The sequence below is a fragment of the Pseudomonas sp. SMSB3 genome (genome assembly GCF_052041965.1).
In the GTDB taxonomy this organism is placed as follows: domain Bacteria; phylum Pseudomonadota; class Gammaproteobacteria; order Pseudomonadales; family Pseudomonadaceae; genus Aquipseudomonas.
In genome coordinates this window covers 39,230-64,653 of the sequence record NZ_JBKGGV010000007.1, presented here as the reverse complement: position 1 = coordinate 64,653, position 25,424 = coordinate 39,230, and the positions used below count along the sequence as shown (strand labels likewise).

23 protein-coding genes are annotated in these 25,424 nt (G+C 63.6%); 4 read left to right on the top strand and 19 right to left on the bottom strand.

What is annotated here, in order from left to right; all coding sequences use genetic code 11:
- Nucleotides 1-2: 2 nt before the first annotated feature.
- Both ccmB and ccmA read right to left on the bottom strand, forming a co-directional pair.
- The gene (ccmB, locus tag ACLEJW_RS13350; RefSeq protein WP_145189260.1) at nt 3-671 is read right to left on the bottom strand and encodes a heme exporter protein CcmB; all 669 of its coding nucleotides are present in this window, start codon (nt 669-671) and stop codon (nt 3-5) included.
- Nucleotides 668-1,300, bottom strand: a complete 633-nt coding sequence (gene ccmA / locus ACLEJW_RS13345; protein WP_145189263.1) for a cytochrome c biogenesis heme-transporting ATPase CcmA — start codon at nt 1,298-1,300, stop codon at nt 668-670. The genes ccmB and ccmA overlap by 4 nt, the downstream gene beginning before the upstream one ends.
- A gap of 165 nt (nt 1,301-1,465) precedes the next feature.
- Between ccmA and fliK the strand changes: the two genes are divergently transcribed.
- From fliK to ACLEJW_RS13325, 4 genes are all read left to right on the top strand, one after another.
- Nucleotides 1,466-3,022: a flagellar hook-length control protein FliK gene (fliK, locus tag ACLEJW_RS13340; RefSeq protein ID WP_440777715.1), complete on the top strand. Its 1,557-nt coding sequence runs from the start codon at nt 1,466-1,468 to the stop codon at nt 3,020-3,022.
- Nucleotides 3,019-3,363: an EscU/YscU/HrcU family type III secretion system export apparatus switch protein gene (locus ACLEJW_RS13335; RefSeq protein ID WP_440777714.1), complete on the top strand. Its 345-nt coding sequence runs from the start codon at nt 3,019-3,021 to the stop codon at nt 3,361-3,363. The genes fliK and ACLEJW_RS13335 overlap by 4 nt, the downstream gene beginning before the upstream one ends.
- Nucleotides 3,364-3,427: 64 nt before the next feature.
- The gene (locus ACLEJW_RS13330) at nt 3,428-6,154 is read left to right on the top strand and encodes a dermonecrotic toxin domain-containing protein (protein ID WP_440777713.1); all 2,727 of its coding nucleotides are present in this window, start codon (nt 3,428-3,430) and stop codon (nt 6,152-6,154) included.
- An 88-nt stretch (nt 6,155-6,242) separates the two neighbouring features.
- Nucleotides 6,243-8,966 (top strand): dermonecrotic toxin domain-containing protein, encoded by a 2,724-nt coding sequence (locus tag ACLEJW_RS13325; RefSeq protein WP_440777712.1) that lies wholly within the window; start codon nt 6,243-6,245, stop codon nt 8,964-8,966.
- A gap of 44 nt (nt 8,967-9,010) precedes the next feature.
- Here the strand turns inward: ACLEJW_RS13325 and ACLEJW_RS13320 are convergent, their stop codons facing one another.
- The 17 genes from ACLEJW_RS13320 to fliQ all read right to left on the bottom strand — a co-directional run bounded on the left by ACLEJW_RS13320 (nt 9,011) and on the right by fliQ (nt 25,410).
- The gene (locus ACLEJW_RS13320) at nt 9,011-9,406 is read right to left on the bottom strand and encodes a DUF2802 domain-containing protein (protein ID WP_440777711.1); all 396 of its coding nucleotides are present in this window, start codon (nt 9,404-9,406) and stop codon (nt 9,011-9,013) included.
- 1 nt (nt 9,407) lies between these two features.
- Nucleotides 9,408-9,887, bottom strand: coding sequence for a chemotaxis protein CheW (locus ACLEJW_RS13315; RefSeq protein WP_145189280.1), 480 nt, complete (start codon nt 9,885-9,887; stop codon nt 9,408-9,410).
- Between the two features lie 43 nt (nt 9,888-9,930).
- On the bottom strand, nt 9,931-10,815 hold the full coding sequence (locus ACLEJW_RS13310; protein ID WP_440777710.1) for a chemotaxis protein CheW: 885 nt from the start codon (nt 10,813-10,815) through the stop codon (nt 9,931-9,933).
- A complete protein-coding gene (locus ACLEJW_RS13305) occupies nt 10,812-11,603 on the bottom strand; it encodes a ParA family protein (protein ID WP_145189286.1) in 792 nt (263 codons plus the stop codon). Before ACLEJW_RS13305 ends, ACLEJW_RS13310 begins: the two co-directional genes overlap by 4 nt.
- 100 nt (nt 11,604-11,703) lie before the next feature.
- A complete protein-coding gene (gene motD / locus ACLEJW_RS13300; RefSeq protein ID WP_145189289.1) occupies nt 11,704-12,552 on the bottom strand; it encodes a flagellar motor protein MotD in 849 nt (282 codons plus the stop codon).
- A gap of 3 nt (nt 12,553-12,555) precedes the next feature.
- Nucleotides 12,556-13,296 carry a flagellar motor protein gene (locus ACLEJW_RS13295; protein ID WP_145189292.1) on the bottom strand — a complete coding sequence of 247 codons (741 nt, stop codon included), beginning with the start codon at nt 13,294-13,296 and terminating at the stop codon, nt 12,556-12,558.
- A complete protein-coding gene (locus ACLEJW_RS13290; RefSeq protein WP_145189296.1) occupies nt 13,296-14,423 on the bottom strand; it encodes a protein-glutamate methylesterase/protein-glutamine glutaminase in 1,128 nt (375 codons plus the stop codon). The genes ACLEJW_RS13295 and ACLEJW_RS13290 overlap by 1 nt, the downstream gene beginning before the upstream one ends.
- 47 nt (nt 14,424-14,470) lie before the next feature.
- Entirely contained in the window at nt 14,471-16,666 is a 2,196-nt protein-coding gene (locus tag ACLEJW_RS13285; RefSeq protein ID WP_313459068.1) for a chemotaxis protein CheA, read from the bottom strand.
- 12 nt (nt 16,667-16,678) lie between these two features.
- On the bottom strand, nt 16,679-17,467 hold the full coding sequence (locus ACLEJW_RS13280; protein ID WP_145189300.1) for a protein phosphatase CheZ: 789 nt from the start codon (nt 17,465-17,467) through the stop codon (nt 16,679-16,681).
- 18 nt (nt 17,468-17,485) lie between these two features.
- A complete protein-coding gene (locus ACLEJW_RS13275; protein ID WP_103446503.1) occupies nt 17,486-17,860 on the bottom strand; it encodes a chemotaxis response regulator CheY in 375 nt (124 codons plus the stop codon).
- 108 nt (nt 17,861-17,968) lie between these two features.
- Nucleotides 17,969-18,709 (bottom strand): RNA polymerase sigma factor FliA, encoded by a 741-nt coding sequence (fliA, locus tag ACLEJW_RS13270; protein WP_145189303.1) that lies wholly within the window; start codon nt 18,707-18,709, stop codon nt 17,969-17,971.
- Nucleotides 18,706-19,539: a flagellar synthesis regulator FleN gene (gene fleN, locus ACLEJW_RS13265; protein ID WP_145189306.1), complete on the bottom strand. Its 834-nt coding sequence runs from the start codon at nt 19,537-19,539 to the stop codon at nt 18,706-18,708. Before fleN ends, fliA begins: the two co-directional genes overlap by 4 nt.
- A 93-nt stretch (nt 19,540-19,632) precedes the next feature.
- Nucleotides 19,633-20,940 carry a flagellar biosynthesis protein FlhF gene (gene flhF / locus ACLEJW_RS13260; RefSeq protein ID WP_440777709.1) on the bottom strand — a complete coding sequence of 436 codons (1,308 nt, stop codon included), beginning with the start codon at nt 20,938-20,940 and terminating at the stop codon, nt 19,633-19,635.
- Nucleotides 20,941-20,951: 11 nt separating this feature from the next.
- Nucleotides 20,952-23,081, bottom strand: a complete 2,130-nt coding sequence (gene flhA, locus ACLEJW_RS13255) for a flagellar biosynthesis protein FlhA (protein ID WP_313302817.1) — start codon at nt 23,079-23,081, stop codon at nt 20,952-20,954.
- A 130-nt stretch (nt 23,082-23,211) separates the two neighbouring features.
- Entirely contained in the window at nt 23,212-24,354 is a 1,143-nt protein-coding gene (gene flhB, locus ACLEJW_RS13250; RefSeq protein ID WP_313459076.1) for a flagellar biosynthesis protein FlhB, read from the bottom strand.
- 2 nt (nt 24,355-24,356) lie between these two features.
- Nucleotides 24,357-25,133 carry a flagellar biosynthetic protein FliR gene (fliR, locus tag ACLEJW_RS13245; RefSeq protein WP_313302827.1) on the bottom strand — a complete coding sequence of 259 codons (777 nt, stop codon included), beginning with the start codon at nt 25,131-25,133 and terminating at the stop codon, nt 24,357-24,359.
- Nucleotides 25,134-25,140: 7 nt separating this feature from the next.
- Nucleotides 25,141-25,410: a flagellar biosynthesis protein FliQ gene (fliQ, locus tag ACLEJW_RS13240; protein ID WP_145189321.1), complete on the bottom strand. Its 270-nt coding sequence runs from the start codon at nt 25,408-25,410 to the stop codon at nt 25,141-25,143.
- Nucleotides 25,411-25,424 lie beyond the last annotated feature (14 nt).

The window sequence follows — 25,424 nt, the reverse complement described above, 5'->3', positions numbered from 1 at the left end:
CGTTATTCGCCGACGCTGATCTTCAGGCCGGCGGCTATCGCAAAAGGTGCCAAGGTCACGGCCAAGGCCGTCAGGCTGGCCAGCCAGAGCAGGTGGCCGGTGGCTGGCATATTCTGCAACGCCGCCTGCAGCGCACCACTGCCCAGGATCAATACAGGGATATACAACGGCAGAATCAGCAACGCCAGCAGCAGACCACCGCGCTTGAGCCCGACCGTCAGTGCCGCGCCCACGGCGCCCAGCAGGCTCAGCACCGGAGTGCCGAGCAACAAAGAGCCGAGCAGCACCGGCAGGCAATGGCTCGGCAGGCCCAGCATCAACGCCAGCAGCGGCGCCAGCACGACCAGCGCCAGCCCGGAAAATACCCAGTGCGCCAAGACCTTGGCCAGCACCAGCAGCGCCAGCGGATGCGGTGAGAGCACCCACTGCTCCAGCGAACCGTCCTCGAAATCGCTGCGAAACAGGCCGTCCAGCGACAGCAGCACCGCCAGCAAGGCAGCCACCCAGACCAATCCCGGTGACAAGGTTTGCAACAATTGGCTTTCCGGACCGACGGCCAGCGGAAACAGCGCCACCACGATGGCGAAGAACACCAGCGGGTTGGCCAGTTCTGCCGGACGGCGGAACAGCAAGCGCGCTTCGCGGCGCAGCAACAGAATGAATACGCTCATGCCGCCCATTGCCCCAGGTTCAGTTCACGGTAACCAGAAGGCTTGCGCGCAAGGCTGTGGTGGGTGGTCAAGACCACCGTCCCACCCTGCTCGCAATGGGTCGCCAGGTGCGCTTCGAGCTGCGCCACGCCCTGCTTGTCCAGAGCGGTGAACGGCTCGTCGAGAATCCACAGCGGTGGCCCCGGCAGATACAGGCGGGCCAAGGCCACGCGGCGCTGCTGGCCGGCCGACAGGGTATGGCAAGGCACGTCTTCGAAACCACGCAGGCCGATCGCCGCCAGTGCGGTCCAGATCGCCTCGCGGCTGGCTGGCTGGTGCAAGGCGCACAACCAGGCGAGGTTCTCTTCGGCGCTGAGCAGGTCCTTGATGCCTGCGGCATGGCCGATCCATAGCAGCAGGCTGGCCAGGGCCTGGCGTTGCTCGCCCAGCGCTCGACCATTGAGCAGGATTTGCCCGGCGGTCGGCTGCATCAGGCCCGCGAGCAAACGCAACAGGCTGGTCTTGCCGCTGCCGTTAGGGCCACTGATCTGCAGCATGTCGCCAGGGCGCAGGGCGACATCGAGCTGCTCGAAGAGCAGGCGCCAGTCGCGCTCGCAGGCCAGGCCTACGGCTTGGAGGTGAAGGGTCACGGGTTCGCCTTATGTGCTCGGCAGCCACGCTGGCATGGCCAGCGCACTGCCAATGTCTCAAGTCACTCGCCACCCTGCCGTTATACTGGCCAGTGAGGAGCGGTCGGCATTATACATGCCTGCCCCGGCAAGCAAGCTGACCGGTACGACAGGTTGTATACAATCATGACTGAAATCAATAGTCTCAGCGCACAAACCGCTTTCAACAGCCAAGTCCTCAAGGCCCAGCTCAGTGGCCAGTTGCTGCAATTGACCCAGGACCAGCCCGGTCTGCTCAAGCCCGGCGAAACCGCCCAGGCCCAAGTACTGGGCCTGCGCCAGACGGGTAGTACCTTCCAACTGTTGTTGCAGGTGGTGCAAGCCGACGGCAACCAGACCCACGTCCAAGCCAGCACCACCCAGCCGCTCGCCCCAGGCAGCCAGATCACCGTTACCCAGCCGCAGAGCAACAGCCTGGCATTGCTGGTGCCACAGGCCAATGCCAGCGCCATGGCAACCCTCACTCAGCTCGATACCAGTAAGATACCGCTGGGTAGCCTGCTGCAGGGCAAGGTACTGACCAATCAGGCGCTGCCTGCTGGACCAGGCCAGGCGGCCGGCTATCGCGCCCTGGTGACGCTGCTCAACACTGCCCAGGCCGGCGCTACGCTCACGCTCGACAGCCCTCGCCCGCTTGCCGTGGGCAGCCTGCTCAGCGCCGTCGTGCAAGGTGACCAGGCGCTGCGCTTGGTACCCTTGAGTGGCCGTCAGGAGCAGCTGAACATCGCCCAGCACCTGCAGGCCCAGCAACACCGCCAGGCGTCGCTGCCGAGCCTGCTCAATGCCTTGCAGCAACTGGCCAGCCGCCCGAGCGTCGACGGGGCGCTGCGCGTCAGCGCCAGCAGCCTGCTGGCCAGCCTGCCGGACGCTCGACAATTGAGCGACAGCAAGCTGCTTGCCCAAGCCCTCGACAACAGTGGCGCCTTCCTCGAACCGAAGTTGCTCACAGGCCAAGCTGCGGGGATGGCCAGTGACCTCAAGACCCAGCTGTTGCGCCTGATGGCTCAGGCCACGGTCAGCGCGCCGGGCAACCCAGCGATCGCTGCGACGAGCCTGGCGCAAGCACTGCCGGTGATGGCCCGTGGTGCCCTGGGCATGCTCGAACGGGTCAGCCCCAAGACGCCGCCGGGCGCGTTTCCCATCCCCTCGCGGCTGCTGCAAGCCCTGGAAGACGAAGGCGACGTACAGCAGCTGCTGCGCTTGGCCGCCGCCGCCATTTCGCGCTTGCAGAGCCATGCGCTGAGCAGCTTGCAGCAATCGGGCAGCTTGGAAAACGGCAACCTGCAGACCACCTGGCAAACCGAGATACCGGTACGTCACGGGCAAGACTTCATACCGTTGCAGGTCAAGCTGCAGCGCGAGGAGACCCCCGAACAACAGGCGCAACGCCAGCGCGATCCGGCCGATCCTGTGCAAGCGCTGTGGCGCATCGACCTGGCCTTCGACCTCGCGCCATTGGGGCCGCTGCAGGTCCAGGCGCAATTGAGCCAAGGTCGTTTGTCCGGGCAGCTATGGGCCGAGCACGAGCGCACGGCACGTTTGATCGACAGCCAGCTCGGCGCCCTGCGCGAACGGCTGCTGGCCCGCGGCCTGGATGTCGGCGACCTGGACTGCTACCAAGGCAGTCCGCCACAAGGACCGCAGACGCGGGTCGAACAGCGTTGGGTGGATGAAACAGCATGAACAGCAAAGCACCGCGCCAGGCCATCGCGCTCAATTACGACGGCCAGCAGGCGCCCACCGTGACCGCCAAGGGCGACGACGAACTGGCCGAAGCCATTCTGGCGCTGGCTCGGGAATATGAAGTCCCGATCTACGAGAACGCCGAACTGGTCGCCCTGCTGGCTCGCCTGGAGCTGGGCGAGCAGATTCCCGAAGCGTTGTACCTGAGCATCGCCGAGATCATCGCCTTCGCCTGGCAGCTGCGCGGCAAGGTCCCTGCAGGATTCGTCGACGAACCGCCGGGTGAGCGGGATATCACGCCCCATCCAGGCGTGCTGCTGCCTGCGCCAAACCAGCGTTAATTAGCACCTGCCTGGCTGCTAGCTGTTTACCTTGGCCCGCTTTGAATGGCCAAGGAACCTGCACATGCCTGCCCCAACCCCTCCCCGCTCCTCGCTCGCGCGCACTGCGCTGGTGGGCTTTCCACGCCCTGACACGCTTGCAGCGAAACTGCTCGAAGATTGGCTCAAGGCGCGCGGCGTCACTGTCTCGCCCGCTGCCATCGATGTCGTCACCTTGCATTATCAGTACACGCGCCTGGCCGCCAACCCGGATCGCTATACCCTCACAGCAGTGGTCAAGCAGCGGGCCAACCTGGTCGAAGCCATGCTCGGCAACTGGCAAGGAGAGCCCGCGGCCGGCTACACCGGCCTGCACTACGGTAATTGGGCGGGCCTGGCGCCGCTCGAGGCGGTGGTGGTGGTCAAGCGCCTGGACCCGCTGTCGGCCTGGTCCAATGCCTCGCCCTATCTCATTTTCAATGGCTTGTACCGGCACACCGCCAGCGGCGAATACAGCCCAGCCACACGCCTGAACATTCGTGCTGAAGATTTTCAGGCCTACCTGTGGGAAACGCATCTGCAGGCGCGCTTGAAGGTTCAGCTCGACAGCTATTGGACGGCCAGTCAGGCGCGTTACCGGCGTGCGCTGAAGATCGCTTTCATCAATGCCTGCAACCGCCAGGTGCGCGCAGGCGAATTGAGCGAAGCAGCCCGCGTGCTGGCCTGGCAAGCAGCTGCGATCGTTGCCCCGAGCCCGCGGCCGATCAAGTGCTGGATGTTGAACGTCTATGGCTACCGCAGTACGTCGTTGTTGTGCATCAAGCCAGACGACAATGCCCACGTGCTGCTGTATCTGCCGGGCAACGCGTCGCCGCTGCATGAGTTCAGCGACATGGCGGCGCTCAAGCAATGGTTCGCCCGGCAATGCCAGGAGCCGGCCAAGCGCGAGTGGCTGCAAAAGTGCTTCTCCCCCGCCGATTGGGAGGACGGCCTGGATTACAGCGGACTGCGCACGGCGCTCGAAGGACTTGGCGTCTATCCACGGGCGCACCACCTGCCGGTCAACTACACAGGCTTTGCTACCAGCGGCGTCTGGAGCCCGGAGGAAACCATCGATTTCGCACCCCAGACCAATAGCCGGCCGATTGCCGGCGACCTGTTCAGCCACCTGGCCGAGCGCCAGCGCCAGCGCAGTTATGACGAGGCTGACTACCTGGTGGTGACCAATCAACAGATCGACCGCAGACGTCTGGGCAACTACTTGAACATCGCCCTGGGCATGCTGGCGCCGATGGCATTGGTGGTGCCGGAACTGATACCGGTGCTGGTACTGGGCGGCTTGTCGCAATTCGGCATCGGCCTCGACCAGGCCGTCAATGGCCACTCCCTGGAAGAGAAGGCTCAAGGCGTCGAAAACCAGGTGTTCGGGCTGTTCAACGCGGCGCCGCTGACACTCGGGGTCGAGCGCGCCACCCAGGTTTTCCGTTATCTGCGGCCCGGCTTCAGCCGCCCGTCACAGCTGGCGCAATTGCTCGGTGAATCGACCCCTGCGACCGAAACGATCGAACTACTGCCTGCCGAGTGGGCGTTTCACCAGCCAGGGGAGGTGCCATCGGATTCCAGCTCACCGGTGTTGGACAGCATCGGTGAAGACCTGGCCCACCGCTTCGAGGGTGCGTTCGACAGCGATACTGGCGTGCACACCGAGCCTGTCGTGCTCGACCTGCGCGGCAACAGCTTCATCAAGGTTGCCGAACTCGCGCTACTCGCGCCTACGCGCTGGATCATCGCCAGCGGCAGCTCCCAGACCCTGACCCGACTGCTCGACCTGCAGCGCGCGGTGACCGATGCCCAGCGCACCATGACCCTGCAGCAATTGGGAATCGAACTGGAGTATCCACTGGACTACTCGCATTTCGACAGCCTGGTGCGCACCCCCATTCCACACATCGTCTCCAGCCTCTGGGTGGGGGACAAGGTCATTGCCGGTAGTTTTCTCGACGCACTGGTGCACAACGCCAGCGCCCTGCATGGCACGGGTTTTACCTATCAACTGTTCCTCTCGCGGCAGTACCCGAGCGTGTACCAGACCAACCTGCGACTGCTGCAGGCCAACGCCCCACACCTGAACGTCTTCCCCTTGGAAGATGAGGGTTTCTACCAGGCCTTTACCCGTTCGGCCTACTTCCCCCAGTACCAGGCGGCGATGGGCAGCGCTGGGGCCGAGGCGACCAACTTCAGCTCAGCCACCGATATCCTGCGCTACCGCCTGCTCAAGCACTTCGGCGGCCTGTACCTGGACGCCGACGATCGCCTGCTCAATGCCGCATCCCCGCCAGGCAGCCTGCCCTTGGCCAACCAGCCGCTGCGCACCACCGCCGATGGTCTGCTGCTCTCGCCACCGGTGTCCAACGAGCAACTGGGCATGGACATCAAGTACAACAGCAGCGCGATTGGCAGCCATCCGCACAATCCGACGCTGGACGCCATCTCCGACGAGATGCTCAGGCGTTACCAGCAGGACCCTACCTTCTACGCCAGCCGCCCCGATTGGCGGCTTGATCCAGTGGCATTCAATGCCTATGCCAGACGCCTGAACAAGCTCACAGGCCCTGGCGTGCTCAATGACGTGATCGATGCCCGCCTGCCCTGGCTCAAGCAACTGCGCGAAATGTGCAGGCTACTGGTATCGCCCGTGTACAACATCCACAGCACGTTGGACATGACCCGCTTGAGCCAACTGTTGCGCGAGCACGTGCCACTCGATCAATTCATAGAGGTTGGTCGGGCCCATAGCTGGCAGCACACCTGAGCCGTGGGTTGACGACTGCAATATGTACCGCCCGAAGGGTGTGCCACTTCGCCAGGCTGGCACGCCCTCACTTCGCGAGTCCCTCGGTATGCGCAAAGCCATCATCAACGCCACTGGCGTGCAGTACGTCCGCGATCACCTGACCACCCTGCCGCGTCCCGATCAACAGGCCATCGCCGCTTTGAAGCGCTGGAGCAGCGAACGCGGCCAACCGCTGGATCCGGACCAGGTCGAGGTCATCACCCTGCATTACCAACCCGACGGCGCACGCGGCTATCGCGCTGCCATCACCCAACGCATGACCCTGACCGAGGCGATCCTGGCCAACTGGCAAGGCGAGAGTGCCAGCAACCTGGCGGGTGCTCTGTTCGGCGAGCCTTGGGCCGGGACGTTTCCCCAGGGCCGGGTAACCTTCGTCGACCACCTGCCGGCGCCTGGGCAATGGCAAGCAGGCGCCGGCTATCAGGTATTCAATGGCCTGTTTCGCCGCCAACGCCCTCAGCGCATCGACGCCAGTACCCAGGTGCAGATACCCGCCGAGGCATTCGAAGCGTTCATCTGGAACCTCGACCTGCACAGCGCCTACCTGGCCACGCTGGACCGCTACTGGCAAAGCGCTTTTGAAAGCCATCGTCTGACGGCCAAGCTAGCCTTTATCAGCGCCTGCAACAAGCAGGTGCAGGAAGGCTCGCTGAGCGATGCCGGACGCAAGCTGGTGTGGCAGGCTGCGGGACTGATGGTGCCAGCACCCGGGCACCAGGCCTGCCTGCTCAATGTCTATGGCTACCTCGCCAACGATGCAGTGTGCATCAGCGCCGCCGATGCGCCGCTGACGGTGCTGTACCTGCCGGGCAACAGTTCGCCGCTGCTGGAATTCCCCAACCTCGATGCCCTGCGCGACTGGTTTGGCGAGCAATGCCAGGACGCCGACAAACGTCGCGCGCTCAAGCGCTATTTTGCCCAGGCCGACAGGCCCGATGGGCTGGACTTCAGTGGCCTGGATACCGCGCTGACCGGTCTTGGCGTCTATCCTGCCATTCACCACCGCTCGCCCAACCGCGCAGGGTTCACCACCGACGGGCCGTGGGCGCCACGCGACTATGTTCATTATCGCCCCGAGCACTACAGCCCGCCGATCACTGGCGAGCTGTTCCACGCGCTGACCGTGCACCAGAAAGCGCGCAGCTACAGCGAGGCGGATTTCATCGTTATCAGCCAGGCGCAGGTGAACAAAGGCAAGTGGCTGGGCTACCTGAACAACACATTGACGATCCTCGCGCCACTGGCCATTGTCGTGCCCGAGCTGGTGCCGCTGCTGGCGGCAGGTGGGGTCGCGCAGCTGGGTCTGGGCCTGGACCGCGCCATCCATGGCAAAGGCGTCGAGCAACAGGCGCAAGGCGTCGAACAGGCGCTGTACGGCGTGTTCAACGCAGTGCCCGTGCTCGCTGAAGGGCTGGCCAACGGCGCGCTGTTTCGGGTCAAAAGCGAAAACTTCGTCCCGCCTAGCCGAATCAACGAACAGTTGGGCTACCCACTGAGCCCAATGCACGCGCCGCAATTGCCCGCGCTGGACGTTGCCGAATACTTTCATATCCCCGACGACATCCCGCCGCTGCCCGGCGCGGATGAAACGACGGCCAATGCAGTGACCCGAACGCCACGCTACGACGGCAGTGCCGATCGGTTGCAGGCGGAGATCGGTGGCTACAACTGGGAGGTGCTGTACGACCTGCAAGCCGATGCGTTTATCATGGAGGAAGACGCTAACGAAGTCGCGCCACGTCACTACATCGCTCGACCTGGAGCGCGCGCCCTGAGGCCGATGCCACCTGGGCGGGTAGTAACCGATGAAATGCGCTGCGCGACCTTGCGCGCCCTGGGCGTTGACCTGCCACTGCCGCTGACCCTGGCGGAAAACTCGCTCGCCGCTGCTGCGCCGATCCCCAAAACGATTTCCAGCCTGTGGGTCGGCGACAAGGTCATCGATGCGCAGCTGATCGCCAACCTTGCGCGCAACGCCGACCTGCTGCAAACCAGCCAGTACAGCTACCGGGTGTTCGTGTCTGGCGCTTCGCCTGCAGCCTTCGAGGAAAACCTGCGCTTGCTTGGCGAGAAGGCCCCAGGCCTGCAAGCCTTGCACCTGGAACAGCAGCCGTTCTTCCAAGCCTTCATCAAAAGCAAGTACTACCGGCAATACCAGGCGGCGCTCGAGGGTAATGGCGGCGTCGCCAGCAACTTTGCCTCGGCCGCCGACGACCTGCGCTTCTTCATGCTCGACCATGACGGCGGGCTGTACCTGGATATGGACGACAGCCTGCGGCAAGCCGGCGAAAACGGCGACGGAGAGTTCATCGACCAGGTGCCGCTGCTGGCGAACCCAGACGGTTTGGTGCTGGCGCCACCGGTGTGCAACGAAAAGCTCGGCATGAACTTCGAGTTCAACACCAGCATGATCGGCAGCCATCCCGACAACCCCACCCTCAAGGCGATTCTCGAAGAGATGTACAGCCGCTACCAAGCGACACCAACGTTCTATGACAGCAAGCCCAGCCTTGCCAGCGACCCGGCGGCGTTCTATCACTACGCCAGCGAGCTCAGTCGCCTCACCGGCCCGCGGCTGATGACCGATGTGCTCGACCGCAGTCTGCCTGCGCTGTATCGGCTGCGCCAGCTGCACAACCTGTGCCGGGTACCGACCATCAATGCCTGGCTGGGCTTCGAATCCGCTGCATTCGAACAGGCGGTGCGCGATAACCTGCCGTTGAGCCGCGTGGCGAAGATGGGCGGTGCGAACTCGTGGGCCGATACCTGAGCGCCTGACCTTGATGCAGAAAGGGCCGCAATGCGGCCCTTTCTTCAGTCTGCGCGATGCAGCTTGCTCATCAGTTCGGCTTCAGCCTGGGTCAGACCGCAGGTTTCGGTCAACTCGGCGACGCTGGCGCCCATGCCCACCAGCTTGGCCGCCTGGGTAAAGGTCACGCTGTTGGGGTCGCGCTGCTCCAGCTGCTGCAGCTTTTCTGGCAATGGCGCCACGGTCGCCCGCAGTTCATGAATCGCCTCGCCCATGCGCACGGTGCCGTTCTGGTAGTCGTCCAGGCGTTTGGCCAGGTCCTTGATGCGCTGGTCACGCAGCGCATCGCCCACCGCCTGCTGCGCCGCCAGCTCGCGCTGACGCTTGCTGTAGTTGAGGAAGAACCACAGGCTCAGCGCCCACATCAGCGCCAGAAAAATTACCCCGACCTCGAAGATCAACTCAGATGTTCTCCAGCTCGGACCACTCTTCCTCGGTCATCATCTTGTCCAGCTCGACCAGGATCAGCAGCTCGCCATTCTTGTTGCACACGCCCTGGATGAACTTGGCCGATTCCTCGTTACCCACGTTCGGCGCGGTTTCGATTTCCGACTGACGCAGGTACACCACCTCGGCCACGCTGTCGACCAGGATGCCGACCACTTGCTTGTCAGCCTCGATGATGACGATACGAGTATTGTCACTGACATCCGACGGCATCAGGCCAAAGCGCTGACGGGTATCGATCACCGTCACCACGTTGCCACGCAAGTTGATGATGCCCAGCACGTAGCTCGGCGCACCTGGCACCGGCGCGATCTCGGTGTAGCGCAGCACTTCCTGCACTTGCATGACGTTGATGCCGTAGGACTCGTTGTCCAGCCGGAAGGTTACCCACTGCAGGATCGGATCTTCAGAACCTTGCGCAGACGACTTTTTCATTGCCCTAGCCCTCTAAATCGCCGTTTGGCGGTTGTGTTCGGTGTTATTTCTGTTTGCCCTGCAACTGCTTGGCGGCGCCACTGGCGATCAGCTCGGCCAGCGCGGCCACATCCAGCAGTGCACACATGTGTTCGATGACCGTACCGGCCAGCCACGGACGCTGGCCGCGTTGGCTGCGCCACTTGATTTCTTCCGGGTCCAGGCGCAGCGAGCGGCTGACCTGGTGCACGGCCAAGCCCCATTCGTAGCCCTGCACGGAAATCACGTAGTTCAGGCCCTGGCGAAAGTCATCGCGGTAGCGGTCAGGCATGACCCAGCGCGCGGTGTCGAGCACCTTCAAGTTGCCTGCCTGGCAGGTCAGGATGCCCAGGAACCAGTCCGGCTGGCCAAACAGCGGCGTCAGTTCCTGACCTTCCAGGCTGTAGATCGAGCCCAGGCACACCAGCGGCACCGCCAGGGTCAACCCGGCCACGTCGAACAGCAGGCACTCGAATGGCTCGGCTGCCCAGGCCGGGCGGCCGTCGATGGCCCCCGGCGGCGGTGCCGCGGCCACACTGCCGGCGCCCGGCAAATGCACCTCCACCAGCGGCGCAACCGGCTCCGGGGCCTGCACCTGAGTCAACGGCGCAATCGAGGCCTGGGCCACGACTGCCGCCTCGACCACCGAAACTACCGGTTGCTCCGGCGCCAGCAGCTTGGGCATGACCTGCGCTGGCGGCTCGGCGAAGGGCTTGGGCACCGACAGCGTGGGCCGCGCATCACGCGCTTGCTCCTCGCGCACGGCCGCCGCAAATTCGTCAGCCACGGCAGGCGCCTCGGCCGGGCCAGGCAGATCGAGCAGATCCTCGGCCTCGGTGGCATCCTGCAGCAACCCGTCAAGATAAGACTGCAAGGCCAGTTGCGGCTTGGTCCCTACTGGCCGGTTCATGAGGCCACCTGCGCGACCGGTTTGTAGGTCAGCATGTGCTTGAGCAGCGCCCGGTAGGCGATCACGCCGCGGCTCTTGCCATCGAATTGCGAAGGTGTCAGGCCATTGCGGCTGGCATCGCGCAGGCGTGTATCGACCGGAATGTAGCCCTGCCAGACCTGTTGGTCGTAGGTGTCGCGCAGCACCTTGAGGGTACCGAGCGAGGCCTGGGTACGGCGGTCGAACAAGGTTGGGACGATCTGAAATGGCAGCGCCTGGCGCCGCGAACGGTTGATCATGGTCAAGGTGCCGATCATGCGCTCAAGGCCCTTGACCGCGAGAAATTCGGTTTGCACCGGGATCACCAGCTGCTGGCTGGCCGCGAGGGCGTTGACCATCAGCACACCGAGCAGCGGCGGGCTGTCGATCAGCGCAAAGTCGAAATCCTGCCACAGCTGCGCCAGACTCTTGGCGATCACCAGGCCCAGACCGTTCTGCCCCGGCGACTGGCGCTCCAGCACGGCAAGCGCGGTACTCGACGGCAACAACGAGATACGCTCGTCACTGGTTGGCAGCAACAACTGGCCGGGCAGGCCCTGGGGCACGCTGCCTTTGTGCAGGAACAGGTCGTAGCAGCTGTGCTCCAGAGCATCGGGGTTATGCCCGAAATAGCTGGTCATCGAGCCATGCGGGTCGAGGTCGACGACAACCACGCGCTTGCCCGCCTCGGCCAGCAGGCCGGCCAGGGCGATGGTGGTCGTGGTCTTACCGACGCCACCTTTTTGATTGGCTACTGCCCAGACTCTCATAGGACAACTCTTGACTCATTGATCGATCACCGCGCCGCCAGGCACCGCCCGTGCCTGCCACGGCGCCGACAGGGACGCGCCTGCGGTGACGGAGAATTGACTAATTAACGCTTGCGCCAGCCGGTGCACTTTGTGTGCCAGCCCGGCGCATGGCGGCGTCCGGCGTTGCATTCGCGCTGCCGGTGGCGGTCAGGCTGCGGCGCACTTCCAGGTTGCGCGAAATCACCAACACCACGCGGCGGTTACGTGCCCGGCCTTCCGCGCTGTCATTGCTGGCAACCGGCTGGTATTCGCCATAGCCCACCGAGGCCATGCGTGCCGGGTTCACCCCCTCCATCGCCAGCAGGCGCACGATGCTGGCCGCCCGCGCCGCCGACAATTCCCAGTTGGTCGGGTACTGCGCAGTGCGAATCGGCAGGTTGTCGGTAAAGCCCTCGACATGCACCGGGTTGGCGAACGGCTTGAGGATGTTGCCGACCTTCTCGATGATGTCGAACGCCTTGTCGCTGGGCATGGCATCGCCACTGCCGAACAGCAAGGCCGAGTTGAGCTCGATTTCCACCCACAGCTCGTTGCCGCGCACGGTCATCTGGTTGGAGCTGATCAGGTCGCCGAAGGCGGCGCGCACATCATCGCTGATGCGCTTGAGCGGGTCGACGCTGGCCTGCCCAAGGCCGGCATCGATCTGCTCGCTGTCGCGGATCAACGGCTCGGCGGGTTTGACGCTCAGCGGCTGCTCATCGCCGATGGGGATCGGCTTCATGCTGCGCTCAGGGTCGTTGAACACCCCGAGCAGGGCCTGGGAGATGACCTTGTACTTCCCCTCGTTGATCGAGGAAATCGAATACATGACCACGAAGAAGGCGAACAGCAAGGTGATGAAGTCGGCGTACGACACCAGCCAGCGTTCGTGGTTTTCATGCTCTTCGGTATGACGGCGGCGACGCATCGGTTACTCCATGAAGCCTTGCAGCTTCAACTCGATCGAGCGCGGATTCTCACCCTCGGCGATCGACAGCAGGCCCTCGAGCAGCATTTCGCGGTAGCGCGACTGGCGCAGCACGATGGCCTTGAGCTTGTTGGCCACCGGCAGCAGGATCAGGTTGGCACTGGCCACGCCATAGATCGTGGCGACGAACGCCACGGCGATGCCGTTACCCAGTTGCGACGGGTCGGCCAGGTTGCCCATGACATGGATCAGCCCCATCACCGCGCCGATGATGCCGATGGTCGGCGCATAACCGCCCATGCTTTCGTACACCTTGGCCGCTTGGATATCACGGTTTTCCTGGGTCAGCAGGTCTACTTCGAGAATGCTGCGAATCGATTCGGGCTCGGCGCCGTCGACCAGCAGCTGCAAGCCCTTGCGTGCATACGGGTCCGGCTCGCCATCGGCCACCCCTTCCAGGCCCAGCAAACCTTCCTTGCGCGCCACCAGGCTCCAGTTCACCACGCGGTCGATGCCGCCTGCCAGGTCGACGCGCGGCGGGAAGAAGATCCAGCGCAAGATCTGCAGCGCGCGCTTGAACGCCGACAGCGGCGACTGCAGCAAGGCGGCGGCCAGAGTACCGCCAAGCACGATCAGCCCGGCCGGGCCATTGAGCAAGGCGCCGACATGCCCGCCTTCGAGGAAATTGCCGCCTACGATGGCGACGAACGCCAGGATCAGGCCAATCAGGCTGAGCACATCCATCAGACACAGGCCTCGACCAGGTGCTTGCCGATTTCATCCAGGCTGTAGACCGCATCAGCCAGGTTGGCCTTGACGATGGCCATGGGCATGCCATAGATCACGCAACTGGCTTCATCCTGCGCCCACACGGTACTGCCGCCCTGCTTGAGCAGGCGCGCACCTTCGCGGCCATCGGCGCCCATGCCGGTGAGGACCACCGAAAGCACCTTGTCGCCATAAGACTTGGCCGCCGAGCCAAAGGTGATGTCCACGCAAGGCTTGTAGTTCAGGCGCTCGTCACCGGGCAGGATCTTCACCGCGCCGCGGCCGTCGATCATCATCTGCTTGCCGCCAGGCGCCAGCAATGCCAGGCCCGGGCGCAGCATGTCGCCGTCCTCGGCTTCCTTGACGCTGATCTTGCACAGCTTGTCCAGACGCTCGGCAAAGGCCTTGGTGAACGCGGCAGGCATGTGCTGGATCAACACGATCGGCGCCGGGAAGGCGGCCGGCAACTGTGTCAGTACACGCTGCAGCGCCACCGGGCCACCGGTCGAGGTGCCGATCGCCACCAGTTTGTAGGGCTTGCGCTTGGGTGCGGGCGCGTGCGCCGCAGCAGCAACCGGGGCACTGCTACGCGGCGGCAGCGCACTGCGCGTTGGCGCTGCACTGGCGGCGCTGCTGGCCGGGGCATGGCTGCTGGCTGGCGCGGTGACGGCTGGGGCATGGCTGGCGTAGCCGCCAAAGCGGCGATTGCTGCGTGAGATCGTGTGGACCTTCTCGCACAGCAACTGCTTGACCTTGTCGGGGTTGCGCGAAATGTCTTCGAAGTTCTTCGGCAGGTAATCGACGGCGCCGGCATCCAGGGCGTCGAGGGTCACGCGCGCGCCTTCGTGGGTCAGCGACGAGAACATCAACACCGGCGTCGGACAGCGCTGCATGATGTGCCGCACTGCGGTGATGCCGTCCATCATGGGCATTTCGTAGTCCATGGTGATGACATCTGGCTTGAGCGCCAGCGCCTGGTCGATCGCTTCCTTGCCATTGGTGGCAGTGCCGACCACCTGGATGGTCGGATCGGCCGAGAGGATTTCCGAAACGCGGCGGCGGAAGAAACCCGAATCATCCACCACCAGGACCTTGACTGCCATAAACACTCCATTAGACGGCGCACCCGGCCAGGGCATGCCGCCGAAAATCAGATACGCCGTGCCGCGTAACGCTTGAGCATGCTCGGCACGTCGAGAATCAGCGCGATGCGACCATCGCCAGTAATGGTGGCGCCGGACATGCCTGGGGTGCCTTGCAGCATCTTGCCCAGTGGCTTGATCACCACCTCTTCCTGACCGACCAACTGGTCGACCACGAAGCCGATGCGCTGGGTGCCCACCGACAGGATCACCACGTGACCCTCGTGCTGCTCTTCATGCACCTGCCCCTGCACCAGCCAGCGCTTGAGGTAGAACAGCGGCAAGGCCTTGTCACGCACGATCACCACTTCCTGGCCGTCGACCACGTTGGTGCGCGACAGGTCGAGGTGGAAGATCTCGTTGACGTTGACCAACGGGAAGGCGAAAGCCTGGTTGCCCAGCATCACCATCAGGGTCGGCATGATCGCCAGGGTCAGCGGCACCTTGATGACGATCTTCGAACCCTGGCCCTTGGCCGAGAAGATGTTGATCGAACCGTTGAGCTGGGAAATCTTGGTCTTCACCACGTCCATGCCGACGCCGCGGCCGGACACGTCGGAAATCTCGGTCTTGGTCGAGAAGCCCGGGGCGAAGATCAGGTTGTAGCAATCGGACTCGCTCAGGCGGTCGGCGGCGTCCTTGTCCATCAGGCCCTTTTCCACGGCTTTGGCCCGCAGGATGTTGGGGTCCATGCCCTTGCCGTCATCGGAGATCGACAGCAGGATATGGTCGCCCTCCTGCTCGGCCGACAACACCACGTGGCCGGTTCTGGCCTTGCCCGCGGCCTCACGCTCGTCGGGCATTTCCACACCGTGGTCGACAGCGTTGCGCACCAAGTGCACCAACGGGTCGGCCAGCGCTTCGACGAGGTTCTTGTCGAGGTCGGTTTCTTCGCCCACCAGCTCCAGGTTGATCTCTTTCTTGAGCTGGCGCGCCAGGTCGCGCACCAAGCGTGGGAAGCGGCCGAAGACCTTCTTGATCGGCTGCATGCGGGTTTTCATCACCGCCGTCTGCAGGTCGGCGGTGACCACGTCGAGGTTGGACACGGCCTTGGACATGGCCTCGTCACCGCTGTTCAGGCCCAGGCGCACCAGGCGGTTACGCACCAGCACCAGTTCGCCGACCATGTTCATGATCTCGTCCAGGCGTGCAGTGTCTACCCGAACCGTGGTTTCCGCCTCGCTGGCGTGTTTCTCAGGCGTCGGAGCGGCAGCGCGGGCAGGCGCGGCCGGCTTCGCCGCAGGGGCTGGAGCCGGTTGTGCCGCAGCCTTGGCCTGGGCTGGCGCCGCTACCGGCGCGGCGGCCGGCGCAGGCGCCTGGGCAACGGCGGTGTCGCCGGAAAACTTGCCTTTGCCATGCAGTTGATCGAGCAACGCTTCGAACTCGTGCTCGGAAATTTCATCACCGGCAGTGGGCGCAGGGGCAGCCTGTTGCGCGGCAGCTACCGCCGGCAGGGCATCGGCCTGGAAGGTGCCCTTGCCGTGCAGTTGATCGAGCAGCGATTCGAATTCGGCGTCGCTGATTTCGTCGCTGGCAGGTGCAGCCACGTCGCTTGCCGGCTCGGCAACGACTTCTGCACAAAACTGGCCCTTGCCGTGCAACTGGTCGAGCAGCGATTCGAATTCGGCGTCGGTGATGTCGTCACCTGCGCCGCTGACGGTCTCGCCCTGCAGCTGGACATCGAATGCCGCCGCTTCGGCCTTGACCGCATCGAGCGAGTCGAGCAGTTGCTCGAACTCGGTGTCGGTGACATCCGCCTCGGCCGCTGCCGGTGCCGGCGCAGCCTCTGGCAGCGCTGCTGGCGCATCGAGGCTGGCAGGCTCGGCCAGGCGTGACAACGCTGCCAGCAACTCGGGCGTGGCCGGGGTCACGGCGCTGCGCTCGCGCACCTGGCCGAACATGCTGTTGACCGTGTCCAGTGCTTCAAGCACCACGTCCATCAACTCGGCGTCGACCCGGCGCTCACCCTTGCGCAGGATGTCGAAGACGTTCTCGGCGATGTGGCAGCACTCCACCAGCTCGTTGAGCTGGAGGAAGCCGGCGCCCCCTTTTACAGTGTGGAAACCGCGAAAGATCGCATTGAGCAAGTCGGCATCGTCGGGTCGGCTTTCCAGCTCGACCAGTTGCTCGGACAGTTGCTCAAGAATTTCGCCGGCTTCTACCAGGAAATCCTGAAGGATTTCTTCATCGGCGCCGAAGCTCATTAAACGTGCTCCTTAAAAACCCAGACTGGACAGCAGATCGTCGACGTCGTCCTGACCGGACACAACGTCTTCTCGCTTATCGGCATGAATCTGCGGACCTTCACCCCGAGTCGGATGTTTTTCTTGATCTTTTTCAGCACGCAACTGCTGGTGGTCATGTTCGATGCCGGCAAAACGGTCGACTTGACTGGCCATCAGCACGAGCTTGAGCAGATTGCTTTCCACTTCGGTGACCAGCGCGGTCACGCGCTTGATCACCTGGCCGGTCAGGTCTTGGTAGTCCTGGGCCAGCAGAATATCGTTGAGGTGGCCGGCAACCTTGCGGTTACCCTCGGCGCTGTGCGTCAGAAAACTGTCGACGCGCTTGACCAGCTCGCGAAACTCCGGCGCTGCCACCTCGCGGCGCATGAAGCGCTGCCAATCGACACTCAGGCTCTGCGCCTCGGTGGCCAGATCGTTGAGCACCGGGGTGCTCTCTTCCACCAGGTCCATGGTGCGGTTGGCCGCACCTTCGGTGAGCTTGACCACGTAGGACAGGCGCTCGGTGGCGTCGGTGATCTGCGAGACTTCTTCGGCCTGCGGCATGTGCGGGTCGATCTGGAAACTGACGATGGCGCTATGCAGCTCGCGGGTAAGCTTGCCGACTTCCTGGTACAGGCCACGGTCGCGGGTCTGGTTGAGCTGGTGAATGAGTTGCACCGCGTCGCCGAAGCGCCCGCGTTCCAGGCTCTCGACCAGCTCCTGGGCATGTTTCTTCAGGGTCGACTCGAACTCCCCCAAAGACGTCTGTGATGATTGCATGGCGCCCCCTGACGTGGCTCAGCCGTTGACGCGCTCGAAGATCTTCTCGATCTTTTCCTTCAGCACCTGGGCAGTGAATGGCTTGACCACATAGCCGTTGACGCCCGCCTGGGCGGCTTCGATGATCTGGTCGCGCTTGGCCTCGGCGGTGACCATCAGCACCGGCATGGTTTTCAGGCGGTCGTGTGCGCGCACCTTGCGCAGCAGGTCGATTCCGGACATGCCGGGCATGTTCCAGTCGGTGACCAGGAAGTCGTAATGGCCGCTCTCGAGCATCGGCAACGCAGTGGTGCCGTCATCGGCTTCATCGGTGTTGGTGAAGCCCAGGTCACGCAACAGATTCTTGATGATCCGCCGCATCGTCGAGAAGTCGTCAACGATGAGGATTTTCATGTCTTTGTTCAAGTAGACCTCCAAGCAGTCTCAAACGCGCTCGGCCCCGAGCGCGCGCATTCATTCAATTCGGTACAACGTGGAAAACGACTGCAACGACCCTCGGGCTCAACGCGCCCGCCATTCCCCAAGGCGGCTGCGCAAGCGCGCGGCGCACTGGCTGTGCAGCTGGCTGACCCGCGATTCGCTGACCCCCAGCACCTCACCGATTTCCTTGAGGTTCAGCTCTTCGTCGTAGTACAGCGCCAGCACCAGCCGCTCACGCTCCGGCAGATTGGCGATCGCGTCGGTCAGGGCAGCCTGGAAGCGCTCGTCTTCCAGATCGCGCGACGGCTCGACCTGGCCACTGACGCCATCCTCATGCAGGCCTTCGTGCTCGCCGTCCTGCAACAGGTCGTCGAAACTGAACAGCCGGCTACCCAAGGTATCGTTCAAGATCCCGTAGTAATCATCGAGACTCAATTGGAGTTCGGCAGCAACTTCATGATCTTTAGCGTCGCGGCCAGTTCTTGCTTCCACAGCACGCATCGCATCGCTGACCATGCGCGTATTACGGTGCACCGAACGCGGCGCCCAGTCGCCCTTGCGCACCTCGTCGAGCATGGCGCCACGGATACGAATACCGGCATAGGTCTCGAAGCTCGCGCCCTTGCTGGCGTCGTACTTGTTGGCCACTTCCAGCAGGCCGATCATGCCGGCCTGGATCAGGTCCTCGACCTGGACGTTGGCCGGCAGGCGCGCCAGCAAGTGGTAGGCGATGCGCTTGACCAGCGGCGCATAGCGCTCGACCAGCTCGTACTGGGCATCCTTGGACGCCTTGCTGTACATCTTGAAGCCGCTTGCGCTCATAGGACCGGTCCTGCGCTGGTGGGCTGCACCAGACGCTCGACGAAGAACTCAAGATGACCGCGCGGGTTGGCCGGCAATGGCCAGCTGTCGACCTTCTGCGCAATGGCCTTGAAGGCCAGCGCGCACTTGGAACGCGGGAAGGCCTCGTACACCGCACGTTGTTTTTGTACGGCCTTGCGCACGCTCTCGTCGTAGGGCACGGCGCCGACGTATTGTAAGGCGACATCGAGGAAGCGATCGGTGACCTTGGTCAACTTGGCGAACAGGTTGCGCCCCTCCTGGGGGCTCTGCGCCATGTTGGCCAGAACGCGGAAACGGTTCATGCCGTAGTCGCGGTTGAGCAGCTTGATCAGTGCGTAGGCGTCGGTGATCGAGGTCGGCTCGTCGCAGACCACCAGCAACACCTCCTGGGCCGCGCGCACGAAGCTGACCACCGAGTCGCCGATCCCGGCTGCGGTGTCGATGACCAGCACGTCGAGGTTGTCGCCTACCTCGCTGAAGGCCTGGATCAAACCGGCGTGCTGGGCAGGGGCCAGGTGCACCATGCTCTGGGTGCCGGAGGCCGCCGGGACGATGCGCACCCCGCCCGGGCCCTGCAGAAGGACATCGCGCAGCTCGCAACGGCCTTCGATGACGTCGGCCAAGGTGCGCTTGGGCGTCAGGCCCAGCAACACATCGACGTTGGCCAGGCCCAGGTCGGCGTCCAGCAGCATCACCCGCCGGCCGAGTTCGGCCAGTGCCAGGGACAGGTTCACTGAAACGTTGGTCTTGCCCACGCCACCTTTACCACCGGTGACGGCAATTACCTGTACGGGATGCATGCTACCCATGTTGGTTGTTTACCTTGTCTCGCTTGGCCCCCTGCCACGCGCAACGCGCGATGACGGGTTCCGGAATGTAGGTACTGTGCATACGTTGGCTCCTCAACCCGCACGTCGCGGGTTGTGGTAGAGATCAGCGAACATGTCGGCCATGGCCTCTTCGCTGGGCTCGTCCTGCAATTGCACGTTGACTGCGCGGGTCACCAGCTGGTGCGGGCGCGGCAGGTGCAGATCATCAGGAATGCGCGGGCCATCGGTCAGGTAGGCCACGGGCAGTTCATGGGTGATGGCCAGGCTCAGCACGTCGCCGAGGCTCGCCGTTTCATCGAGTTTGCTCAGGATGCAACCGGCCAGCCCGCAGCGCTTGTAGCTATGATAGGCAGCGGTCAGCACCTGCTTCTGGCTGGTGGTGGCCAGCACCAGGTAATTCTTGGCGGCGATGCCACGCCCGGCCAGGGTTTCCAGCTGCATGCGCAGGGCCGGGTCGCTGGCCTGCAAACCTGCGGTGTCGATCAGCACCACGCGCTTGCGCAGCAGTGGCTCGAGCGCGGCCGCCAGCGACTGCCCAGGGTCGACATAGGTCACCGGCACGTTGAGGATGCGGCCCAGGGTCTTGAGCTGCTCCTGAGCGCCAATGCGGAAGCTGTCCATGCTCACCAGGGCCAGGTTGTGCGGGCCGTACTTGAGCACGTAGCGCGCCGCGAGCTTGGCCAGGGTGGTGGTCTTGCCCATGCCGGCCGGGCCGACCATGGCGATCACACCGCCCTCTTCGATCGGTTCTACCTGGGGCACCTGGATCATGCGGGCCAGATGCGCCAACAGCATGCGCCAGGCCTGGCGCGGTTCTTCGATTTCGCAGGTCAGATCAAGCAATTCGCGGGCGATCGGCCCGGACAGGCCAATGCGCTGCAAGCGCCGCCAAAGGTTGGCCTGCGCCGGTTTCTTGCCCTGCAGCTGGTTCCAGGCCAGCGAGCCGAGCTGCACCTCGAGCAGCTCGCGCAGCCCCGAGAGCTCCGAGCGCATGGCATCGAACAGGCGCGGGTCGACCGCCGCCTGGGCTGGCGCGGCAGGCGCCGCCGGCATGTCAACGTGCGGTTCGATCAACGGCTCGGCGGCGGTCAGGGACTGGCCGGCGAACAGCTGGCGGTTGCCTTCGCTGGCATCGCTGCGGCTGTCCAGCTCGGCCTGGGCGGTGGCGATACGCGATTGGGTCTTGCGCAGCTCTTCCTCGAGCTCGGCGTTGGGCACCCGCGGGGCCAGCGCAGACAGCTTGTAGTCCAGCGCAGCGGTCAGCTCGACCCCGCCGGCGATGCGGCGGTTACCGATGATGGCGGCATCGGAGCCCAGCTCATCACGAACCAGCTTCATGGCCTGACGCATATCGGCGGCGAAGAAACGCTTGACTTGCATAATCCACTACCTCAGCCGTTGGGGCCCACTGTGGCAACGATGGTGACTTGCTTGTTATCCGGTATTTCCTGATACGCCAGAACATGCAAATTCGGTACAGCCAGGCGGCCGAATCGCGACAGCATCGCGCGGATCGGGCCAGCCACCAGGAGGATGGCCGGCTGGCCTTGCATCTCCTGGCGCTGGCAGGCGTCGATCAGCGAGCGCTGCAGCTTCTCAGCCATGCTCGGCTCAAGAAGAACACCGTCTTCCTGACCTTGCCCGGCCCTTTGCAAACTATTGAGCAAGATCTGTTCCAACCTTGGCTCCAGGGTGATAACAGGCAGCTCCGACTCAACGCCGACAATGCTTTGCACGATGGCGCGACACAATCCGACGCGCACTGCGGCGACCAGCGCGGCGGTATCTTGACTCTTGCTGGCGTTGTTGGCGATCGCCTCGGCAATACTGCGGATATCGCGCACCGGTACCTGCTCTGACAACAAGGCTTGCAAGACCTTCAACAGGCCTGACAAGGAAATGACACCCGGTACCAGCTCTTCTGCAAGTTTAGGCGAAGCCTTGGACAGCACCTGCAGCAACTGCTGGACCTCCTCGTGACCGATCAGCTCATGGCAATGCTTCTGCAGGATCTGGTTGAGGTGGGTGGCGACCACAGTGCTGGCGTCGACCACGGTATAGCCCAGCGACTGCGCCTGGGCGCGCTGGGCGATGTCGATCCACACCGCTTCCAGGCCGAAAGCCGGGTCGCGGGCAGCGATGCCGTTCAGGGTGCCGAACACCTGGCCGGGGTTGATCGCAAGCTCACGGTCGGGGTAGATATCGGCTTCGGCGAGAATCACGCCCATCAAGGTCAAGCGGTAGGCGCTGGGCTGCAGGTCGAGGTTATCGCGAATGTGCACGGTAGGCATGAGGAAGCCCAGATCCTGCGAGAGCTTCTTGCGTACGCCCTTGATCCGCGCCAGCAGCTGTCCGCCCTGGTTGCGATCGACCAGTGGAATCAGCCGGTAGCCAACCTCCAGGCCGATCATGTCGATGGGCGTCACGTCGTCCCAACCCAGCTCCTTGGTTTCCATGGCCCGCTGTGGCGATGGCAACAGGTCCTGCTGGCGCTGCGCTTCCTGCTGCGCGGCGATCCTGCCCTTTTGCTGCTTTTTCCACACCAGGTAGGCGCCGCCAGCGGCGAGCAGGCCGAGGCTGATGAAGGCGATGTGCGGCATGCCCGGCACCAGGCCCATGATGATCATCAACGCGGCCGAAACCGCCAGCGCCTTGGGCGAATCGAACATCTGCCGGTTGATCAGCTTGCCCATGTCCTCGGAGCCCGAAGCACGGGTGACCATGATCGCGGCGGCGGTGGACAGCAGCAGCGATGGCAACTGCGCCACCAAACCGTCACCGATGGTCAGCAGTGCGTAGACCTTGCCGGCGTCGCTGAACGACATGTTGTGCTGCAGCATGCCGATCAGCATGCCGCCGATCAGGTTGATGAACAGGATCAACAGGCCGGCGATGGCGTCGCCGCGCACGAACTTGCTGGCACCGTCCATCGAACCATAGAACTCGGCCTCCTGCGCCACCTCGGCGCGACGGGCCTTGGCCTGTGCCTGGTCGATCAGGCCGGCGTTGAGATCGGCATCGATGGCCATCTGCTTGCCGGGCATGGCGTCGAGGGTGAAGCGCGCACTGACCTCGGAAATCCGCCCGGCACCTTTGGTCACGACCACGAAGTTGATGATCATGAGGATGGCGAACACCACCGCACCCACCACGTAATTGCCGCCGATCACCACCTCACCGAAAGCCTGGATGACCTTACCGGCAGCGCCGTGGCCCTCCTGGCCGTGGAGCATCACCACGCGCGTCGAGGCCACGTTCAGCGCCAGGCGCAGCAAGGTCGCGACCAGCAGGATGGTGGGGAATGCGGCGAAGTCCAGGGGCCGCAAGGCATACACGCAGACCAACAGGACCACGATCGACAAGGCGATGTTGAAGGTGAAGAACACGTCGAGCAGGAACGGCGGTATCGGCAACATCATCATTGCCAACATCACCAGCAGCAGCAGCGGCACGCCCAGGTTGCCCCGGCCGAGTCCGGCCAGGTTGTTGCGGGCGTTGCTGATTAACTGAGTGCGATCCACCGCGAGTCCTCTTGATGCAAAACTTTGACGCCCGAGGGGCGCTCGGGCGTGGCTTTGCAAGAAGCTTTCCAACTTCGTTGAACGCGGCGGATTTTGCGCTCGTGAGGTCGAGCGCCGAGGCGGGTGGCTGTCAGCTATCGCGCTGCAGGTCGCTTGGAATCGGCAGATCTTTTTTCAACGGCTCTGGCCGCTTGCCCTTCCCGGCATGGTACTGGCGGATCTGGAACACATAGGCCAACACCTGCGCCACCGCCAGGTACAACCCCGCCGGGATTTCCCCTTCAACCTCGGTGGAGTAGTAGATCGCCCGCGCCAAGGCGGGCGACTCGAGAATCTGCACCTGGTGCTCGACGGCGATCTCGCGAATTTTCAGGGCGACGAAGTCGGTGCCCTTGGCCACCAGCAAAGGCGCCACCCCACCCTTTTCCGGGTCGTACTGCAACGCCACCGCGTAATGAGTCGGGTTGGTAATGATCACATCGGCCTCGGGTACGGCCGCCATCATGCGCCGCTGCGACACTTCGCGCTGCAGCTGGCGAATGCGCTGTTTCACCTCGGGCTTGCCTTCGCTGTCCTTGTACTCGTCCTTGACCTCCTGCTTGGTCATCTTCAGCTTCTTGTGGGTCTGCCACAGCTGGAACGGTACGTCGGCGGCAGCGATCAGCAGCAGGCCTGCCGCCATCCACAGCGCGCTCCAGCCAACCACCTGGGCACTGTGAATGATCGCCTGTTCCATGGGCTCGTTGGCAATCGCCAGCAGCGCCTGGCGGTCGCTGTTGAGTACCACCAGCGCCACGATCAGGATCACCACGAACTTGGCCATCGCCTTGAGCAGTTCGGTCAGCGAGTTGATCGAGAACATGCGCTTGATCCCCGACAGCGGGTTCATGCGGCTGAATTTCGGTTGCAACAGGCTGCCGGAGAAGATGAAACCGCCCAGGGCTATGGGCGAGACGAAAGCGATGATGAACAACAGCATGAGCACCGGCTGTACGGCCCAGATCGCCATCTTGCCCGAGGCCAGCAGGAACATGCCCATCGAGCCCTCGTCGATCAGCACCTCGCGGCTCAAGGAAAAATTCATGCGCATCAAGGCCATGAGGGTTTGCGCCAGGTTACCGCCGAACGCCAGCAGCGCCCCGGCACCGGCCAGGGTCGTGGCGACGGTATTGAGCTCCTTGGAGCGGGCGATCTCACCTTTCTCTCGCGCGTCGCGCTTGCGCTTGTCGGTGGGGTCTTCCGTCTTGTCCTGACCGCTCTCGCTCTCTGCCATCGCTAGCGCGCCCTCGCCAGTTCACGCAGCCACTGCAGGGCTTCGCTGGCCAATGCCTGATAATGCGACAACACATCAGCCAGGCCGATCCAGAAGATCGCCATGCCCAGCACCAGGGTCAGCGGGAAGCCGATGGAAAAGATGTTCAACTGCGGCGCGGCGCGGGTCATCACGCCGAAGGCGATGTTGACCACCAGCAGCGCGGTGATCGCCGGCAGGATCAGCAGCAGCCCCGCACCGAACACCCAGCTCAGGCGCCCGGCCATGTCCCAGAAGTGACTGACCACCAATGCATTGCCCACCGGCAAGGTGCTGAAACTTTCGGTCAGCACTTCGAACACCACCAGGTGACCGTTCATCAACAGGAACAGCACGCTGACCAGCATGGTCATGAACTGGCTGACCACCGCCACATTGACGCCGTTGGCCGGGTCGACCATGGAGGCGAAGGCCATGCCCATCTGCACGGCGATGATCTGCCCGGCGATGACGAAGGCCTGAAACAGCAGTTGCAAGGAAAACCCGAACAGCGCGCCGACGATCACCTGCTCGGCGCACAGCAGCAAACCGCGCAGGCTCAGCGGCTCGAATTCGGGTAGCGGCGGCAACCCCGGCACGATCACCACGGTGATCGCCACCGCCACGTACAGACGGATGCGCGCCGGCAGCATGCGCGTGCCGAAAATCGGCATGGTCATCAGCACCGCGGTCACCCGGAACAGCGGCAGGATGAACGTGGCGACCCAGGTGCCTATCTGCGCATCGGTCAGTTCGAGCATGGCCGGCTCAACCGATCAGCTGCGGAATGCTGGTGTACAGGCTGGTGATGTACTCCATGAACTTCTGCACCAACCAAGGCCCGGCGACGATCAGCGTGACCAGCATCACCAGCAGACGCGGCAGGAAGCTCAAGGTCTGCTCGTTGATCTGCGTAGCGGCCTGGAACATCGCCACCACCAGGCCGACCAGCAGGCTGGGGACCACCAGCACGGCGACCATCAGGGTGGTCAGCCACAAGGCATCGCGGAACAGATCGACAGCGACTTCAGGTGTCATGCAAGGCTCTCCCT

Coding starts and splice junctions, on each gene's coding strand:
- fliA (WP_145189303.1), bottom strand. CDS start 18,709: ATGAGCGCAAGCGGCTTCAAGATGTACAGCAAGGCGTCCAAGGATGCC.
- ACLEJW_RS13335 (WP_440777714.1), top strand. CDS start 3,019: ATGAACAGCAAAGCACCGCGCCAGGCCATCGCGCTCAATTACGACGGC.
- flhF (WP_440777709.1), bottom strand. CDS start 20,940: ATGCAAGTCAAGCGTTTCTTCGCCGCCGATATGCGTCAGGCCATGAAG.
- motD (WP_145189289.1), bottom strand. CDS start 12,552: ATGCGTCGCCGCCGTCATACCGAAGAGCATGAAAACCACGAACGCTGG.
- ACLEJW_RS13295 (WP_145189292.1), bottom strand. CDS start 13,296: ATGGATGTGCTCAGCCTGATTGGCCTGATCCTGGCGTTCGTCGCCATC.
- fliK (WP_440777715.1), top strand. CDS start 1,466: ATGACTGAAATCAATAGTCTCAGCGCACAAACCGCTTTCAACAGCCAA.
- ACLEJW_RS13290 (WP_145189296.1), bottom strand. CDS start 14,423: ATGGCAGTCAAGGTCCTGGTGGTGGATGATTCGGGTTTCTTCCGCCGC.
- fliR (WP_313302827.1), bottom strand. CDS start 25,133: ATGCTCGAACTGACCGATGCGCAGATAGGCACCTGGGTCGCCACGTTC.
- fleN (WP_145189306.1), bottom strand. CDS start 19,539: ATGGGTAGCATGCATCCCGTACAGGTAATTGCCGTCACCGGTGGTAAA.
- ACLEJW_RS13310 (WP_440777710.1), bottom strand. CDS start 10,815: ATGAACCGGCCAGTAGGGACCAAGCCGCAACTGGCCTTGCAGTCTTAT.
- ccmB (WP_145189260.1), bottom strand. CDS start 671: ATGAGCGTATTCATTCTGTTGCTGCGCCGCGAAGCGCGCTTGCTGTTC.
- ACLEJW_RS13305 (WP_145189286.1), bottom strand. CDS start 11,603: ATGAGAGTCTGGGCAGTAGCCAATCAAAAAGGTGGCGTCGGTAAGACC.
- flhB (WP_313459076.1), bottom strand. CDS start 24,354: ATGGCAGAGAGCGAGAGCGGTCAGGACAAGACGGAAGACCCCACCGAC.
- ACLEJW_RS13325 (WP_440777712.1), top strand. CDS start 6,243: ATGCGCAAAGCCATCATCAACGCCACTGGCGTGCAGTACGTCCGCGAT.
- ACLEJW_RS13315 (WP_145189280.1), bottom strand. CDS start 9,887: ATGAAAAAGTCGTCTGCGCAAGGTTCTGAAGATCCGATCCTGCAGTGG.
- ACLEJW_RS13280 (WP_145189300.1), bottom strand. CDS start 17,467: ATGCAATCATCACAGACGTCTTTGGGGGAGTTCGAGTCGACCCTGAAG.
- ACLEJW_RS13285 (WP_313459068.1), bottom strand. CDS start 16,666: ATGAGCTTCGGCGCCGATGAAGAAATCCTTCAGGATTTCCTGGTAGAA.
- ACLEJW_RS13330 (WP_440777713.1), top strand. CDS start 3,428: ATGCCTGCCCCAACCCCTCCCCGCTCCTCGCTCGCGCGCACTGCGCTG.
- fliQ (WP_145189321.1), bottom strand. CDS start 25,410: ATGACACCTGAAGTCGCTGTCGATCTGTTCCGCGATGCCTTGTGGCTG.
- ACLEJW_RS13275 (WP_103446503.1), bottom strand. CDS start 17,860: ATGAAAATCCTCATCGTTGACGACTTCTCGACGATGCGGCGGATCATC.